This is a genomic window from Streptomyces sp. NPDC008313, assembly GCF_042956125.1.
Taxonomy (GTDB): Bacteria; Actinomycetota; Actinomycetes; order Streptomycetales; family Streptomycetaceae; genus Streptomyces.
Genome location: NZ_JBIBFR010000014.1, coordinates 94,745 through 110,831 on the forward strand (window position 1 = coordinate 94,745; position 16,087 = coordinate 110,831).

The 16,087-nt window shown below is 71.3% G+C and carries 10 protein-coding genes; 4 read left to right on the forward strand and 6 right to left on the reverse strand.

Features of this window, described 5'->3' with window-relative positions; all coding sequences use genetic code 11:
* Window positions 1-37: 37 nt before the first annotated feature.
* Complete coding sequence (fxsT, locus tag ACFY93_RS20245) at window positions 38-3,043, forward strand: FxSxx-COOH system tetratricopeptide repeat protein (RefSeq protein WP_391360729.1); 3,006 nt, start codon at window positions 38-40, stop codon at window positions 3,041-3,043.
* A gap of 90 nt (window positions 3,044-3,133) precedes the next feature.
* Here fxsT and ACFY93_RS20250 read toward each other — a convergent pair whose 3' ends face one another.
* From ACFY93_RS20250 to ACFY93_RS20265, 4 genes are all read right to left on the reverse strand, one after another.
* Complete coding sequence (locus ACFY93_RS20250; RefSeq protein WP_391360732.1) at window positions 3,134-6,943, reverse strand: multifunctional oxoglutarate decarboxylase/oxoglutarate dehydrogenase thiamine pyrophosphate-binding subunit/dihydrolipoyllysine-residue succinyltransferase subunit; 3,810 nt, start codon at window positions 6,941-6,943, stop codon at window positions 3,134-3,136.
* A 291-nt stretch (window positions 6,944-7,234) separates the two neighbouring features.
* A complete protein-coding gene (locus tag ACFY93_RS20255) occupies window positions 7,235-8,338 on the reverse strand; it encodes an ATP-binding protein (RefSeq protein WP_391360735.1) in 1,104 nt (367 codons plus the stop codon).
* A 67-nt stretch (window positions 8,339-8,405) separates the two neighbouring features.
* On the reverse strand, window positions 8,406-9,143 hold the full coding sequence (locus tag ACFY93_RS20260) for a response regulator (RefSeq protein ID WP_391360738.1): 738 nt from the start codon (window positions 9,141-9,143) through the stop codon (window positions 8,406-8,408).
* A gap of 113 nt (window positions 9,144-9,256) precedes the next feature.
* Window positions 9,257-9,964: a spermidine synthase gene (locus ACFY93_RS20265; protein WP_391360740.1), complete on the reverse strand. Its 708-nt coding sequence runs from the start codon at window positions 9,962-9,964 to the stop codon at window positions 9,257-9,259.
* Window positions 9,965-10,206: 242 nt separating this feature from the next.
* Here ACFY93_RS20265 and ACFY93_RS20270 point away from each other — a divergent pair, with 242 nt between their 5' ends.
* A complete protein-coding gene (locus ACFY93_RS20270; RefSeq protein ID WP_391360743.1) occupies window positions 10,207-10,629 on the forward strand; it encodes a TIGR03618 family F420-dependent PPOX class oxidoreductase in 423 nt (140 codons plus the stop codon).
* 125 nt (window positions 10,630-10,754) lie between these two features.
* Window positions 10,755-13,193 carry an endopeptidase La gene (gene lon, locus ACFY93_RS20275; protein WP_391360746.1) on the forward strand — a complete coding sequence of 813 codons (2,439 nt, stop codon included), beginning with the start codon at window positions 10,755-10,757 and terminating at the stop codon, window positions 13,191-13,193.
* Window positions 13,194-13,475: 282 nt separating this feature from the next.
* On the opposite strand, the gene ACFY93_RS20280 is transcribed toward lon, so the two are convergent.
* On the reverse strand, window positions 13,476-14,315 hold the full coding sequence (locus ACFY93_RS20280) for a GH25 family lysozyme (protein WP_391360749.1): 840 nt from the start codon (window positions 14,313-14,315) through the stop codon (window positions 13,476-13,478).
* 272 nt (window positions 14,316-14,587) lie between these two features.
* Here ACFY93_RS20280 and ACFY93_RS20285 point away from each other — a divergent pair, with 272 nt between their 5' ends.
* On the forward strand, window positions 14,588-15,079 hold the full coding sequence (locus ACFY93_RS20285; protein WP_391360750.1) for a MarR family transcriptional regulator: 492 nt from the start codon (window positions 14,588-14,590) through the stop codon (window positions 15,077-15,079).
* A gap of 103 nt (window positions 15,080-15,182) precedes the next feature.
* On the opposite strand, the gene ACFY93_RS20290 is transcribed toward ACFY93_RS20285, so the two are convergent.
* Window positions 15,183-15,968 (reverse strand): protein phosphatase 2C domain-containing protein, encoded by a 786-nt coding sequence (locus ACFY93_RS20290; RefSeq protein WP_391360752.1) that lies wholly within the window; start codon window positions 15,966-15,968, stop codon window positions 15,183-15,185.
* Window positions 15,969-16,087 lie beyond the last annotated feature (119 nt).

Sequence of the window (16,087 nt, forward strand, 5' to 3'; positions counted from 1 at the left end):
TGCCAGGTTCTAAAATCACGTGCGGGGAGGCCGCTGCATGTCTGGAGCTCGTACGCCGGTCGGGTCAACCGAGAGGGGGGCCGCGAGGCAGACCGTCACCATCAGCTTCGCCGGATTCAACCGGGCCTGGGCGGCCTGGATCGGGGACCGGCTCGAGCGGCGCGGTCATCGCGTCGTCTACTCCCGGTGGGACTCCCCGGCGGACGTACCCCTCGTCGACCTGCTGCGCGACCTGACCCTCGCCTCCGGACGCATCCTCGTCATCGTCAGCGAGTGGTACTTCCAGTTAGGGCCGCGCACCCACGACGAGTGGAACACGGCGCTGCGCGAGATCGTCGCCCCCGATCCGTCCCGCTTCGCCGCCGTCTCCGTCACCACCGCCACACTGCCCACGGCGACCGCCGTGCTCGCCGCGGTCGACCTGACCAACATGGGCCCCGAGGAGGCCGAGCGCCGTCTCCTGGACCGCCTCGACCTGCCCGGCGACCCGCTGGAGGAGAGCGACGGGGCGCGGCGCGGCCCGCGCTTCCCGGCCGCCATGCCGGAGGTGTGGGGCGGCGTCCCCCGCCGCAACACCCGCTTCACCGGCCGCGAGGCCCTGCTCAACGAGGCCTACCACCTGCTCCAGGGCGCCGACGCGGGCGCCGGAGTCGTCACCCTGCACGGCATGTCGGGAGTCGGCAAGACGCAGCTGGCCGCCGAGTACGTCTACCGATTCGGCTCCGAGTACGACGTCGTGTGGTGGGTCAACGCCGAGAAGCGGGTCACCTACCGCCGCCTCCTGGCCGAACTCGCCCCGCGCCTCGGCCTGTCCACCGGCGCCGAGTACGGCGAGCGCCTCAGGGCCGTACGGGACTCCCTGCGCCGGGGCGAGCCCTACGGCCGCTGGCTGCTCGTCCTGGACGGCGCCGACGAACCCGACCAGATCTGGGACCTCGTCCCCACGGGCCCCGGCCACGTCCTGATCAGCTCCCGCAACCCCGAGTGGGGCGAGCACAACAGCCGGCTGCTGGAGATCCCGGTCTACAGCCGCGACGAGTCGGTGGCCTTCATCCGCCGCCGCGCCCCCCGCCTCTCGGAGCTGGAGGCCGACCAGCTGGCGGAGGCCCTGGAGGACCTGCCGCTGCTCCTCGACCAGACCGCGGGCTGGCTCAACGACTCCGACCTGTCGGTGCAGGAGTACATCGAACTGCTCGACGGCGGCATCGACCAGGACGTCGTCAAGATCTCGGCGGACTTCCCCGTCGCCTTCCAGACCGCCTGGTCGATACTGCTGAACAAGCTCAAGGACACCGTCCCCGAGTCCGTCGACCTGCTGCGGCTGTGCACGTTCTTCGCGCCCGGCTTCATTCCCGTACGGCTCCTCAAGGAGATGCCGCACGACGAGCTGCCCGAACAGGTCACCGGGCTGCTCAACGACCCGCTCCTGTGGAACAAGGCGATCAACCAGCTCCGCCAGTACTCGGTGGTCCGCCTCGAGTCCCACGAGGCGACCGGCGACGAGGCGGCCTCCGGGGAATCCCTGTACCTGCACCGGATGGTCCACCAGATCGTCCGCAAGGACATGCCGGACGAGGACCTCAGGGAGTTCATCGACGTGGTGCGCCGCGCCCTCGCGGCAGCGGACCCGGGGCGGCCCACCGACACCCGACTGTGGGACCAGTACGCGGAGATCGTCCCGCACCTCAAGCACGCGGACGTGCTGAAGAGCAGGAACCGGGACGTGCAGCGGCTGGTCCTCAACTGCCTGCGCTACATGTGGTTCACCGGTGAGTACTCGGCCGGCATCAAACTCGGCGAGCGCGCCATGAAGGCATGGAAGGAACTGCTCGGCGAGACCCACCCCAGGATCTGGGAACTCACCCACCACTACGCGAACCTGCTCCGCTCGGTCGGCGACTACGAACGCACCGAGGCCATCGAACGGGCCGCCGTCGACCACCTGCGCGAGCAGCGTGGCGTGGACGACCTGGACCACCTGCGCGCGGCCAACGGCCTCGGCGCCGACCTGTGGGGCCTCGCCCGCTACGACGAGGCGCTGGAGCACTACCAGTGGCTCTTCAACGCCTACCGCGACCTGCTCGGCGAGCAGGACTCCCGGACCCTGAGCACCCTCAACAACCTGGGCTTCTCACTGCGCCTGCTCGGCCGCTACGAGGAGGCGCTCGGCATCGACCGGCGCACCCTGGAGGCCCGGCGCCTCCTGCTGCGCGGCCGGCACCCGTGGACCCTGTTCTCCGAAGTGTCGTACGCCATCGACCTGCGCCTGCTGGGCCGCTACAGCGAGGCCGAGTCCGTGCAGGCGAAGAACGTCCGCGAGCACCGCATCGTGATGGGCGCCGACAACCCGCAGACCCTGCGCGCCGAGCACAACCTGGCCATGTGCCAGTACCGCGGCGGCGACCGCGCCAAGGCCGGGTCCCTGTTCACCCGGGTACTGGAGCGCTGCGAACGCAAGCTCGGCGAGACGGACCCGCAGACGCTGGCCTTCGCCGTCAGCCAGAGCTGCTTCGCCCGCGAGCACGGCGACATCGACCAGGCGAGGGAGGCGAGCGAGTCCGTCATCGCCCGCTACGAGGTGATGCTCACCGACGGGCACCCCTTCGTCGCCGGCGCCCGCGCCAACCACGCCCAGGTGCTGCGCATGGTCGGCGAGCGGGAGCAGGCCCACGCGCTGATCGAGCAGTCGGTCGCCGAGATGACCACCGCCGTCGGCGAGAACCATCCCTGGACGCTGGGCTGCGCCATCAACGCCTCCGCGATGCGCAACCTCGTCGGGGACACCGAGGCCGCCGCCGAACTGAGCCGGATCACGGTGACGCGGGCCACCGAGTCCCTCGGCCGCACCCATCCGCTCACCCTGTCCGCGCGCGTCGCCCACGCGGCCGACCTGCGCGGTCTGCGGGACCACCAGAGCGCCGAGAAGGTCGAGCAGGGCGCCCTCTCCGACCTCGCCGCCACCCTCGGCCCCCAGCACGCCCACACCATCTCGGCGCGCTCCCGCAACCGCCCCTACTGGGACTTCGAACCCCAGTCGACGTGACGCGTCCGCCGCACGGTGACACACCGAAGGGCCCGCCCCCGAGTGGAACTCGGAGCCGGGCCCTTCGTGTCGCGTGTCCGCGTCCGGGGACTACGCCTCGAACACCTCACGCACCAGCTGCTCCTGCTCGGCCTGGTGACGCTTGGCCGAGCCGACCGCCGGGGACGAGCCGTGCGGGCGGGAGATGCGGCGCAGGCGCTCGCCGTGCGGGACGTCGGCGCCGACCGCCAGGTCCAGGTGGTCGATCAGGTTGAGGGCGATGAAGGGCCACGCGCCCTGGTTCGCCGGCTCCTCCTGGGCCCACAGGTACTTCTCGGCGTTCGGGTACTTGGCGATCTCCGCCTGGAGCTCCGCACCCGGCAGCGGGTACAGGCGCTCGAGACGGATAATCGCCGTCTCGGCAGCGGCGGCGTCCGTGGTGCCGCGCTTCTTCCGCTCGGCCTCCAGGTCGTAGTAGAGCTTGCCGGCGCAGAAGACGACCTTGCGGACCGCAGCCGCGTCCACCGACGTGTCGCCGATGACCGGGCGGAAGCCACCCGTCGTGAACTCCTCCGTCTTCGACGCGGCGGCCTTGAGGCGCAGCATCGACTTCGGGGTGAAGACCACCAGCGGCTTGTGGTGCGGGTTGTGCACCTGCCACCGCAGGAGGTGGAAGTAGTTCGACGGCAGGGTCGGCATGGCGACCGTCATGTTGTTCTGCGCGCAGAGCTGCAGGAACCGCTCGATACGGGCCGAGGAGTGGTCCGGGCCCTGGCCCTCGTAGCCGTGCGGGAGCAGCAGGGTGACGCCGGACGTCTGGCCCCACTTCTGCTCGGCGGCGGAGATGTACTCGTCGACGACCGTCTGCGCGCCGTTGACGAAGTCGCCGAACTGCGCCTCCCACATCACCAGGGACTCGGGACGGGCCAGCGAGTAGCCGTACTCGAAGCCCATGACCGCGTACTCGGAGAGCAGCGAGTCGTAGACGTTGTAGCGGGCCTGGTCCTCGGAGAGGTACAGCAGCGGGGTGAAGTCCTCGCCGGTCTCCCGGTCGATGAGGACCGCGTGGCGCTGGCCGAACGTGCCGCGGCGGGAGTCCTGGCCCGAGAGGCGCACCGGGGTGCCCTCCAGGAGCAGGGAGCCGATGGCCAGGGTCTCGCCCATGCCCCAGTCGATCGTGCCGTCCTCGACCATGGTCGCGCGGCGCTGCAGCTGGGGCAGCAGACGCGGGTGGACGGTGACGTGGTCGGGGATGTTGACCTGCGACTCGGCGATCCGCTTGACGACCTCCTGGGAGATCGCGGTGGTCACGGCGACCGGGAACTCGGCCTGCGCGTCCGGCACCTGGGCGGCGGCCGGGTGGGACGTGGCCTCGCGGACCTCGGTGAAGACCTTCTCCAGCTGGCCCTGGTAGTCCTGCAGCGCCTGCTCGGCCTCTTCCAGGGTGATGTCGCCGCGACCGATGAGGGACTCGGTGTACAGCTTGCGCACCGAGCGCTTCTTGTCGATCAGGTCGTACATCAGCGGCTGGGTGAAGGCCGGGTTGTCCGACTCGTTGTGACCGCGGCGGCGGTAGCAGATGAGGTCGATGACGACGTCCTTGTTGAACGCCTGGCGGAACTCGAAGGCCAGGCGAGCGACGCGGACGACGGCCTCGGGGTCGTCGCCGTTCACGTGGAAGATCGGCGCCTCGATCATGCGGGCCACGTCGGTGGCGTACATGGAGGAGCGCGAGGACTCCGGGGCGGCGGTGAAGCCGACCTGGTTGTTGATGACGACGTGGACCGTGCCGCCGGTGCGGTAGCCGCGCAGCTGCGACATGTTCAGCGTCTCGGCGACGACACCCTGGCCCGCGAAGGCCGCGTCACCGTGCAGGGCGACCGGCAGGACCGTGAAGTCCGTACCGCCCTTGTTGATGATGTCCTGCTTGGCGCGGGTGATGCCCTCGATGACCGGGTCGACCGTCTCCAGGTGGGACGGGTTCGCGGCCAGCGAGACCTTGATCTGCTCGCCGTCCAGGCCGGTGAAGGTGCCCTCGGCGCCCAGGTGGTACTTCACGTCGCCGGAGCCGTGCATCGACTTCGGGTCGAGGTTGCCCTCGAACTCGCGGAAGATCTGCGCGTACGACTTGCCGACGATGTTGGCGAGGACGTTGAGGCGGCCGCGGTGGGCCATGCCGATGACGACCTCGTCCAGGCGCGACTCGGCGGCCGAGTCCAGCACGGCGTCGAGCAGCGGGATGACGGACTCGCCGCCCTCCAGGGAGAAGCGCTTCTGGCCGACGTACTTGGTCTGCAGGAACGTCTCGAAGGCCTCGGCCGCGTTCAGCCGGCGCAGGATGCGCAGCTGCTCCTCGCGCTCCGGCTTGGAGTGGCCGCGCTCGACCCGGTCCTGGATCCACTTGCGCTGCTTCGGGTCCTGGATGTGCATGAACTCGATGCCGGTGGTGCGGCAGTACGAGTCGCGCAGCACGCCGAGGATGTCGCGGAGCTTCATCAGGGACTTGCCGCCGAAGCCGCCGACCGCGAAGTCGCGCTCGAGGTCCCACAGGGTGAGCCCGTGCTCGGTGATGTCCAGGTCGGGGTGCTTGCGCTGGCGGTATTCCAGCGGGTCGGTGTCGGCCATGACGTGGCCGCGGACCCGGTAGGAGTGGATCAGCTCGAAGACCCGGGCGGCCTTGGTGACGTCGTCGTCGTGCGAGGCGTCGATGTCCTTGAGCCAGCGGACCGGCTCGTAGGGGATGCGCAGCGCCTCGAAGATCTCGTCGTAGAAGCCGTTCTCGCCGAGGAGGAGGTTGGCGACGACCCGCAGGAACTCGCCGGACGCGGCGCCCTGGATGACCCGGTGGTCGTAGGTCGACGTGAGCGTCATGACCTTGGAGATGCCGAGGCGGTTCAGGGTGTCCTGGGAGGTGCCCTGGAACTCCGCCGGGTAGTCCATGGAGCCGACGCCCATGATGACCGACTGGCCGGGCATCAGGCGCGGCACCGAGTGCACGGTGCCGAGGCCGCCGGGGTTGGTCAGGGAGACCGTGACACCGGTGAAGTCGTCCATCGTCAGCTTGCCGTCGCGGGCGCGGCGGACGATGTCCTCGTAGGCCTGCCAGAACTCGAAGAAGTTCAGCGTCTCGGCCTTCTTGATGCCGGCGACGACGAGCTGGCGGTCGCCGTTCGCCTTCACCAGGTCGATGGCGAGGCCGAAGGTGACGTGCTCGGGCTTGACGAGGGTCGGCTTGCCGTCCTTCTCCGCGTAGTGCCAGTTCATCGACGGCATGGCCTTGATGGCCTGCACCATCGCGTAGCCGATCAGGTGCGTGAAGGAGATCTTCCCGCCCCGGGCCCGCTTCAGGTGGTTGTTGATGACGATGCGGTTGTCGAAGAGCAGCTTCACCGGCACCGCGCGCACGGACGTGGCCGTGGGCAGCTCCAGGGAGGCGTTCATGTTCTTCGCGACGGCGGCGCTCGGGCCGCGCAGCGTCACGTACTCGGGGCCCGCGGGGGCCTCGGTCGCGGGCTCGGCCTTCGGCTTCGCCTTGGCGGGCGCGGCGGCGGGCTTCGCGGGGGCCGCGGCCGCGGGCCTGGCGGCCGGCGCCGCCGCGGGGGCGGTACGGGCCGGGGCGGCCGTGGCCGGAGCCGGGGCGGCGGGCGCCGCGGCCGGTGTGACGGGTGCGGCCGGGGCCGCGGCGGTGGTGCCCGCGGCCCCCGCGGCCGCGGTACCCGCCGGAGCCGGCGCGGCGGCGCCGCCCGGCTTGTAGTCGGCGAAGAAGTCCCACCAGGCTCGGTCTACCGAATTCGGGTCCTGGAGGTACTGCTGATAGATCTCGTCGACGAGCCACTCGTTGGGACCGAACGCAGCCGCGGGGTTCTTCCCGGCTTGGTCCTCGGTCGAGGTACTCGAGTTACTGGGGGACTGTGACGACACGGCGGCAACCGCCCTCTTCCGCTTCACAAGGTGATGGACAGCGGGAATCAAGGCTACGCCCCCATGACCGGCAGATGCAGACCGGGCCGTGCATCGTCGCGTAAGTCACATCGGAAAGCGTGTTTCGGCGACGGAAATGGCGGGAAACAACCGAGGTTTTGCCCGGTTCACCTGGGGAAAGGGTGCACGAAATCAGGGCCGCGGGCCTGACCGGCGCGGGCCTGTGGCTGATCACACGTGTCCGTCTGCGGGAATGCTCGTGGATCTTGCGGCTCCGGTTCGAACCATACGTCAATGGGGCAGTGCGGGGAGCCCCGGGAGAGTGACGAGGATCCGGCAGCCGCGCGGGGATTCGGCCACCCCGATCCGGCCGCCGTGCAGATCCACGGCCCAGCGGGCGATGGCCAGCCCGAGCCCCGTACCGCCGTCGCTGCCGGGGCCGTGGGGCGCGGAGACGGCGCCGCGGTTGAACCGCTCGAAGACCCGGTGCCACTCCGACTCGGGGATGCCGGGCCCCTCGTCCAGCACCTCCAGCGCGAGGGACTCCGGGAGAGCGCCCCGGCGGGCCCGCACCGTCACCCGGCCGTGCGGCGGGCTGTGCTTGACCGCGTTGTCGATGAGGTTGGCGACGACCTGGTGGATGCGCTCCGGGTCCGCGTGCGCCGTGAGCTCGGGCGGCGACACGTCCAGCGCCAGATGCACGTCCGTACGGGTGTGGCTGCCGGAGCCGGAGGCGAGCTCCGCGCGCGCCGAGGAGACCATGTTGGCCTCCTTCAGGACGCCGGACAGATACGGCCAGACCTCGAAGCGGCGCTGTTTCAGCGGGACGACCCCGTTGTCGAGCCGGGAGAGGTCCAGCAGGGTCTCGACGAGCCGCCCCAGCCGCTCCGTCTGCCGCAGGGCCGTACGCATGGTCTCGGGGTCGGCGGCCGATATGCCGTCGACGATGTTCTCCAGGACGGCGCGCAGCCCCGCGATGGGGGTGCGCAGCTCGTGCGAGACGTTCGCCACGAGCTCCTTGCGCTGGCGGTCCTGGGCCTCCAGCTCGTCGGCCATGAGGTTGATCGTCATCGCCAGGTCGCCCAGCTCGTCGCGGCGGCCGTCGCGGACCCGGCGCGTGTAGTCGCCGTGCGAGATGGACCGCGCCACCGCGTTCATCTCGTCCAGCGGGGCGGTGAGCGAGTGGGCCACGAACTGCGTGATCAGCAGGGTGGCGATCACCGAGAAGACGGTGATGAAACGCAGCTCGGTCTCGGTGCGCACCGCGATCATCAGCAGACCGGTGGTGATGAAGACCGAGACGACGACCAGCGTGCCGAGTTTCGTCTTGATCGAGAAGGGGCGCAGCCCGCCCCGGGGCCGGCCGCCTGTGCCCGGTCGTCCTCTGCCGCTCATTGTTTCCGTCCCCCTGTCGGGTCCGCCGGACCGGCGGGACCGTCGGGCACCGGGAGAGGACCCCGGCTCAGGGGGCCGGGGTCTCCAGCGCATAGCCCACTCCGTGCACGGTGCGGATCCGCTCGGCGCCGATCTTCCGGCGCAGTGCCTTGATGTGGCTGTCCACGGTCCGGGTCCCGGAGGCGTCCGCCCAGTCCCAGACCTCCGCGAGCAGCTGCTCGCGGGAGAGTACCGCGCGCGGCGTGTTGGCGAGGCAGACCAGCAGGTCGAACTCGGTGGGCGTCAGGTGAACGTCCTCGGAGCGCACCCGGACCCGGCGCTGGGCGTGGTCGATCTCCAGCTCGCCGAGGCGCAGGATGCCGCTGCGGGGCGTGGAGGCGGCCACGACGGCACGCTCCACGCGGCGCAGCAGGACGTGCACGCGGGCGGCCAGCTCGCGCATGGAGAACGGCTTCGTCATGTAGTCGTCGGCGCCGACGCCGAGCCCGACCAGCATGTCCGTCTCGTCGTCCCGCGCGGTGAGCATCAGCACCGGCACCGGGCGCTGGGCCTGCACGCGACGGCAGACCTCCAGGCCGTCGAAGCCGGGCAGCATGATGTCGAGGATCAGCAGGTCGGGCTGCCATGCCTCCGCGGTGTCGACGGCGGCGGGGCCGTCCCCCGCCGTCTGCACGAGGAAACCCTCGGCACGCAGACGGGCCGCGATGGCGTCGACGATCGTCTGGTCGTCCTCGACCACCAGCACCCGTCGCTGTGCGCCTGGCGTCGCCGCCGCGCCGTTGTGGGAGGTGTGTGTCTGCTCCATCGCCCGCCCCTGAAGTGTGCTTTCCGGAATCCGTGGGGTGATCCCATGACTGCGTTTGACGCTTGAATGATCCGCGTCAGGCAAGCAGAGTACGGGCAGTCACCGCGCCGCGGCTATCCAGGCCCGACCGCGAGATGAACGACGTCCGGAACGCCCCGGGCAACGGGGATCTCTTCGGTACGCACCTGTCGGAACCCGGCATTCCGCAAGGTTCCTTCAAATTCCGGAGAGGGCTGGGCCGACCACACGGCGAGCACCCCTCCTGGGGTCAACGCCCTTGCGCAGCTTGCCAGTCCGGCCGCCGAGTAGAGGTTCTCGTTGTCCTCGGTGACCGTCCAGCCGGGCCCGTTGTCGATGTCCAGGCACAGCGCGTCGTACGTGACGGACGTCTCATTGACGAACGCGGTCAGGTCCGCTTCCACGATCTCGGTGCGCGGATCGGCGAGGGCCTGCGCGGAGAGCGCGGACAGGGGGCCGTCGCGGTGCCAGTCGATGACGGCAGGTTCGCGCTCGACGACCGTGACCCGCCCCCAGCGCGGGTCGGCGGCCGCGTGTGCGAGCGAGAACCCGACGCCGAGGCCGCCGATCAGCACACTCGGCGCCGGCCGTCCGTCCAGGGCGTCGAGCGCCGCCTCGACCAGCAGCCGCTCCGAACGGCCGTCGGAGGTGTCCATCAGGAAGCACCCGTTGGCGATGATCTGCAGCAGCTCCCCGTGGCGCCGCAGCACGACCTCGCCGTACGGGCCCTCGCGCCGGTCGACGACCACCGGGCCGGCGGTGTCGTACGGGTCGCTGCGGGAGGTGTCGTACGAGGTGGGCATGGCCCCATCCTCGCAGCCGCCGGGCGGGCACCGGCCGGATTTTCCGCGCGGCGGCGGGCCCCCGGCCCGGACCCCGCCCGGCCCGGACCCCGCCCGGGCCGGGCCGCGTCAGAGGTCCAGACCACTCTGCACCTCGCCCTGCCCCGCCCCGGACAGAGCCCCCGGACGCCCGCGCGCGGCGGCGTGGTTCCCCGGGGGCGGGTAGAAGGGGAGTACCGAGAGAACGACCGACAAGGAGAGCCATGTCGAAGCCGCCGCTTCCCGAGGAAGCGATCGCCATGCTGAGCCGTCCCAACCCGGCCGTCATCACCACCCTGCGGTCGGACGGCCAGCCGGTGTCCACCGCCACCTGGTACCTGTGGGAGGACGGCCGGGTGCTGGTCAACATGGACGAGGGCCGCAAGCGGCTGGCACACGTCCGCGACGATCCCCGGGTGACGCTGACCGTGCTGGACAAGGACGACTGGTACAGCCACGTGACCCTGATCGGGCGGGTCGCCGAGATGCGCGACGACGGGGATCTGGCCGGCATCGACCGGCTCTCCCGTCAGTACCTCGGGAAGCCGTACGCGCAGCGGGACCGGGGCCGCGTCGACGCGTGGATCGAGATCGACCGCTGGCACGGATGGGGGAGCTTCCAGGACAGCGGGCAGGCGGCCGGATAGGCCCCGCCAGGTCCCTGACCGGCCGGTCACTCCCGATCGCTCAGAGCGAACACCCTCAGGGGAACAATGCACGGCTCACAAGCATTGAGTCGGCATAGCTCAACTTGATGGTCGAGAGGGAGATCATGGCTGCTGCTGAGTCCACGTCGTCCACACCGCTCATCCTGCCCGTGCTGCCGCTCGACGACGAGGTCGTGCTGCCCGGGATGGTCGTCCCGCTGGACCTGAGTGACACCGACGTACGGGCCGCCGTGGAGGCCGCCCAGGCCGCCGCGCGGAACACGCCCGGCAAGCCGAAGGTGCTGCTGGTGCCGCGGATCGACGGCGACTACCCGGGCACCGGCGTGCTCGGCACCGTCGAGCAGGTCGGCCGGCTGGCCGACGGCGACCCGGGCGCGCTGATCCGCGGCCGGGGCCGCGTCAGGATCGGCGCGGGGACCACCGGTCCCGGTGCCGCCCTGTGGGTCGAGGGCACCCGGATCGACGAGACCGTGCCCGACCCGCTGCCCGGCCAGGTCGCCGAGCTCGTCAAGGAGTACAAGGCGCTCGCCACCAGCTGGCTGCGCAAGCGCGCCGCCTGGCAGGTGGTGGACCGCGTGCAGGCGATCGACGACGTGTCGGCGCTCGCCGACAACTCCGGGTACTCGCCGTTCCTCACCACCGAGCAGAAGGTCGCGCTCCTGGAGACCGCCGACCCCGTCGCCCGGCTCAAGCTCGCCACCGAGCAGCTGCGCGGACACCTCGCCGAGCAGGACGTCGCCGAGTCCATCGCCAAGGACGTGCAGGAAGGCGTCGACAAGCAGCAGCGTGAGTTCCTGCTGCGCCGCCAGCTCGAAGCCGTGCGCAAGGAACTGCGCGAGATCAACGGCGAGAGCGGCGAGGACGAGCCCGACGACTACCGCTCCCGCGTCGAGGCCGCCGACCTGCCCGGGCACGTCCGCGAGGCCGCGCTCAAGGAGGTCGACAAGCTGGAGCGGGCGAGCGACCAGTCGCCCGAGGGCTCCTGGATCCGCACCTGGCTCGACACCGTGCTCGAACTCCCGTGGAACGAGCGCACCCACGACGCCTACGACATCCGGGGCGCCCGCTCGGTGCTCGACGCCGAGCACGCGGGTCTGGAGGACGTGAAGGAACGCATCACCGAGTACCTCGCCGTCCGCAAGCGCCGCTTCGACCGGGGCCTCGGCGTCGTCGGCGGGCGCCGCGGCGGTGCCGTCCTCGCCCTCGTCGGCCCGCCCGGCGTCGGCAAGACCTCGCTCGGCGAGTCCGTCGCCCACGCCATGGGGCGCGAGTTCGTCCGCGTCGCCCTCGGCGGCGTCCGCGACGAGGCGGAGATCCGCGGACACCGGCGTACCTACGTCGGCGCACTGCCCGGCCGCATCGTCCGCGCGATCAAGGAGGCCGGGTCGATGAACCCGGTGGTCCTGCTCGACGAGATCGACAAGGTCGGCTCCGACTTCCGCGGCGACCCGGCCGCGGCCCTGCTGGAGGTCCTGGACCCGGCGCAGAACCACACCTTCCGGGACCACTACCTGGAGGTCGAGCTCGACCTCTCCGACGTGGTGTTCCTGGCCACCGCGAACGTCCTGGAGGCCATCCCGGAGGCGCTGCTCGACCGCATGGAGCTGGTCCGCCTGGACGGCTACACCGAGGACGAGAAGGTCGTCATCGCCCGCGACCACCTGCTGCCGCGCCAGCTGGAGCGGGCCGGTCTCGACCAGGACGAGGTCACCCTCGACGAGAGCGCCCTGCGCCGGCTCGCCGGTGAGTACACGCGCGAGGCGGGCGTCCGCAATCTGGAGCGGGCGGTCGCACGGCTGCTGCGCAAGGTGGCCGCCCAGCACGAACTGGGCGACCGGGAACTGCCGTTCACCGTCACGGACGGTGACCTGCGCGGACTGATCGGCCGGCCGCACCACGTGCCGGAGTCCGCCCAGGATCCGGCCGAGCGCCGCACGGCCGTCCCCGGCGTCGCCACCGGGCTCGCGGTCACCGGCGCGGGCGGCGACGTCCTCTACGTGGAGGCGTCGCTGGCCGACCCGGAGACCGGCGCGGCGGGTCTCACCCTGACCGGGCAGCTCGGTGACGTGATGAAGGAGTCGGCACAGATCGCGCTGAGCTTCCTCCGCTCGCACGGCGCGGAACTGGAACTGCCCGTCGGCGACCTGAAGGACCGGGGCGCGCACATCCACTTCCCGGCGGGCGCGGTCCCCAAGGACGGTCCGAGCGCCGGCGTCACCATGACGACGGCCCTCGCGTCGCTGCTCAGCGGGCGGCTGGTCCGTACGGACGTGGCGATGACCGGCGAGGTCTCGCTGACCGGGCGGGTGCTGCCCATCGGCGGGGTCAAGCAGAAGCTGCTCGCCGCGCACCGGGCCGGGATCACCACGGTGATCATCCCCAAGCGCAACGAGCCCGACCTGGACGACGTCCCGGCCGAGGTCCTGGACACGCTCGACGTCCACGCCGTCACGGACGTCCGCCAGGTCCTGGAACTGGCCCTCGCCCCGGCGGAGGTTCCCGCCGGGGTGTCACCGGACGTGGAGGCCCCGGCAGCGGCGTGACGGACGCTGCCGGCCCGAAGGCCCGGACCCCCGCCGAGGGGATCCGGGCCTTCTCACGCGCTCCGCATGCGCGGGCCGGGGGCGCCGGGTCTAGCCGTTGGCCAGTGCCTGCACCCGGTCCAGCGCCCCGTTGCTGTGTCTTGCCGGGGGGCGACCCCCGGACCCCCGGCCGGGGTACGGGCGGGTCTAGCCGTTGGCCAGTGCCTGCACCCGGTCCAGCGCCCCGTTGCTGTGTCTTGCCGGGGGGCGACCCCCGGACCCCCGGCCGGGGTACGGGCGGGTCTAGCCGTTGGCCAGTGCCTGCACCCGGTCCAGCGCCCCGTTGAACTTGTCGTGGTCGCCGACGGTCGGGCCGGAGGACGTGTACTGCCACATCGTGTAGTAGCCCCAGCCCGCCGGGAGGGTGCCCGGGGACGTGTTGTAGCGGGCGATCCACAGGGGGTTGGCGGAGGCGAAGCCGCCGTAGTTGCCGGTGCACTGGGTCCACCAGCTGGTGGCCGTGTAGATCACGGCGTCCCGCCCGGTCCGGGCCTTGTACTGGTTCAGGAAGGAACTGATCCAGCTGACCATCCCGCTCTGGGTCTTGCCGTAGCAGGCGGCCCCGTACGGGTTCCACTCGATGTCCAGGGCGCCCGGCAGCGTCTTGCCGTCGCGGGACCAGCCGCCTCCGTGGTCCACGAAGTAGTTGGCCTGGGTGGCGCCGCTGGTCGTGTCGGGCGTGGCGAAGTGGTACGAGCCGCGGATCATTCCGACGTTGTACGAGCCGTTGTACTGCTGGGCGAAGTACGGGTTCGTGTAGTACGTCCCCTCCGTCGCCTTCACATAGGCCCACCTGACCCCGCTGTTCCACAGGGTCGACCAGGCGACGTTGCCCTGGTGGCCGCTGACGTCGACGCCCTCCGTCTGGGTGGCGTCACCGCTGGTGGGCGTACCGCCCTGGCCGTCGTGGGCGGCGACTCCCATGCCCATGTGGGCGGAGCCGCGCGAGGGGGTGGTGGCGCTGCCTCCCGGCTCCGGCGCGGCCGGGGCCGGGCGGGTGAAGAGGAGGGAGAAGGCGGCGAGCAGGACTCCGACCGCGAGCAGGCGCAGGCGGTGGACCGTTCCGGATCTGTGCACGGGCATTTGCGTGCCTCCGAAGGGGCTCGGTGGAGCTCGGTGGGGGGAGAACTCGGACATGCGGGCCTGTGGGGGCCAGGTCCTCGTCGACCTGCTGGGGGTGGCGTGGGCATGCCATGTAATTGCCTGATGAAGAAGCTACGCACGTAGACCACGCACTGGGAAGGGCCCCCGGAGTCTGCCGTTGGTCTACGCCTGCGAAATACTGGCGGAGCTGCGGCAACGAGGAGTTCTGGCAGAAACTTTCAGAACCGGGAAACCAAGTCAGGGGTGCTGACGTGCACGAGGGCGCAAACGGCGCGGAGCGCCACGCCGAACCCGAGGCGACGGGAAGTGGTGTGGACCAGGAATTCCTCGCACTGGAACGCGAGTTGACGGTCTTCCTGCGCCGCGCCCGGGCCTCCTCCGGCGAGATGGCCCGCGAGGTCCACCCCGACCTGGAGTCCTCCGCGTACGGACTCCTCGTACGGCTGGAGGAGTGCGGCCGGCAGCGGGCCACCGACCTCGCCGGCTACATCGGCGTCGGCAAGGCCACCATGTCCCGCCAGCTGCGCGCCCTGGAGGACCTCGGTCTGATCGCCCGCGAGCCCGACCCCGCCGACGGACGGGCCTGGCTCGTCCACCTCACCGACGAGGGCCGCGCCCGCTTCCGCACGGTCCGGGACGCTCGCCGGAACCGGTACGTGCGCCAGCTCAAGGGATGGGACCCGCGCGAGGTCGCCGAGCTGGCCCGGCTGCTGCACGAGCTGAACCGCAGCGTGGAGCGGTAGCCGCCCTCCGTCCCCGCGGTAGGCGCCCTCCGTCCCCGCCCCGCGGCACAGCGGTGGCGGCCTATGGAGCGTCACGCGCACCGCGCCCCGTACCGTCGCGCCGTCACCACTCCACGTGGACGACCGTCGCGTCGTCGTGCCGCTTGCTCCGCCGCAGACGTATCCGCTCGGCGTCCGCGCGTTCCAGTGCCCGCACGCGGCCGACCAGGGCCCGCGCCCCCTCCTCGCGGACGATGCCGAGGCACTCGGCCCAGTCGCCCTCGCCGAACGTGTCCACCCAGCGGGTCGCGCCGTCCGTGAGGGCGGTGAGCGACCGGACCCCGGCGCGGGGCAGGACGCCGGCCGTCGCACGGGAGACGACCGAGGGGTCGGCGGCGGCCGTGAAGAAGCCGCCCTCCTTGTTGCGCACCGTGGCGTCGGCGACGGCGTCCGTCGCCAGCAGTTCCCGGGGCAGCCGGGCGAGGCGGTCGTCGAGCAGGGCGGTGACCGACCCGTCGGCCGCCTCCACCAGCAGGACCGAGTCGGAGAGCACCAGGTACTCGACGTGATCGGCGGACCAGCGGACCAGGACGACGGTTGCCTGGGGCGTGCGCGGGTGAGAAAGGTCACAGGTGGAGGCGTGTGCCTCGGCTGTCCGAGCGATCGCCCGCGCGAGCACCTGGGGCAGCGTCAGATCCCGGTCGGAAACGGACAGCTCGGTCAGTGAGCCGCCCAGCCGGGAGCAGAACCAGGGCACCGTGTGGAGGCAGCCGACCTCGCCCCCGGGTGGAGTCACGCCGTCGAGGACGACCAGTGAACCGCCCTGTCCGGAGGCGGGAAGTCCGACGGATGCGAAGTCCTCATTGGGGCGGGCCGGGTCGCCGGGCTCCGAGACGAGTTCAGTGCGCATTCGGCCAGTCTGCACCAGCCCTTCACAAGGCCCGTGGGAGGCCGGTATCGGCCGCCGGACGGCCGCGCACCGGCAGGTCGCGCCGGGTTTGCCACGGAATGCTCGACTCCGGTGACGCG

Bases quoted from the DNA above. Each gene is read 5' to 3' on its own strand.
- ACFY93_RS20270 (WP_391360743.1), top strand. From the start codon at position 10,207: ATGTCGAAGCCGCCGCTTCCCGAGGAAGCGATCGCCATGCTGAGCCGT.
- ACFY93_RS20290 (WP_391360752.1), bottom strand. From the start codon at position 15,968: ATGCGCACTGAACTCGTCTCGGAGCCCGGCGACCCGGCCCGCCCCAAT.
- lon (WP_391360746.1), top strand. From the start codon at position 10,755: ATGGCTGCTGCTGAGTCCACGTCGTCCACACCGCTCATCCTGCCCGTG.
- ACFY93_RS20255 (WP_391360735.1), bottom strand. From the start codon at position 8,338: ATGAGCGGCAGAGGACGACCGGGCACAGGCGGCCGGCCCCGGGGCGGG.
- fxsT (WP_391360729.1), top strand. From the start codon at position 38: ATGTCTGGAGCTCGTACGCCGGTCGGGTCAACCGAGAGGGGGGCCGCG.
- ACFY93_RS20260 (WP_391360738.1), bottom strand. From the start codon at position 9,143: ATGGAGCAGACACACACCTCCCACAACGGCGCGGCGGCGACGCCAGGC.
- ACFY93_RS20280 (WP_391360749.1), bottom strand. From the start codon at position 14,315: ATGCCCGTGCACAGATCCGGAACGGTCCACCGCCTGCGCCTGCTCGCG.
- ACFY93_RS20265 (WP_391360740.1), bottom strand. From the start codon at position 9,964: ATGCCCACCTCGTACGACACCTCCCGCAGCGACCCGTACGACACCGCC.